The organism is Caldicellulosiruptoraceae bacterium PP1 (genome assembly GCA_041320695.1).
Classification (GTDB): Bacteria; Bacillota; Thermoanaerobacteria; order Caldicellulosiruptorales; family Caldicellulosiruptoraceae; genus JBGGOQ01.
This window is the reverse complement of sequence record JBGGOQ010000040.1, coordinates 1-613: the sequence shown is the minus strand read 5'-3', so window position 1 is coordinate 613 and position 613 is coordinate 1. Positions and strand designations below refer to the sequence as shown.

1 protein-coding gene is annotated in these 613 nt (G+C 26.8%); it reads right to left on the bottom strand.

Features of this window, described 5'->3' with window-relative positions; genetic code table 11:
- Nucleotides 1-613 (bottom strand): ABC transporter transmembrane domain-containing protein (locus ACAG39_12485; GenBank protein ID MEZ0538037.1); only part of this gene is annotated, 613 nt, incomplete at both ends.

The following is a 613-nucleotide window of genomic DNA, read 5'->3' as shown; positions in this document are numbered from 1 at the left end:
TGCCTGACAAGGCTACAATGCAACCAGGGCTTAATAAAAGATTAACGTTATTGAATACTGGATTATTATTTTCATATGAAAATGAGATATTTCTCATTTCTAAGCATTTTTTAAATTTAAATGGTTTATTCCCACCATTTTCAATTAAGTCATTTGGAGTTTTATAATAATCTTCAAACCTTAAGTAAGCAACTTTTAATTCTTGATAGCTTAAAATTATCCCTGTTATTGAAACAACAGGTTGATATAAAAGCCCTGCAAGTATATAAAAGCCCATAAACATACCTAATGTTATTTTACCTGAAAACACAAGATTTGCCCCAAACCATAAGACCCCAAATGACCACAATTGATTTAACAAATTTGTTCCAGTTTGATACATAGATTGTACAAACACAAATTTAATTATTGCATCTATTAGTTGTCTCATATTATTACTTATTTTTTCGAATGCTAATTTTTCTAAACTCAAAGTTTTAACTAATTCAATAGCATTAAAATGTTCATTAACATCTGCAATTATATTTTGTTCAATACTTCTTTTTGCAAATACAGCTTCATTTATTGGTTTTCTAAATTTTATTATCAGAATTACCTGAAATACAAAAACTAT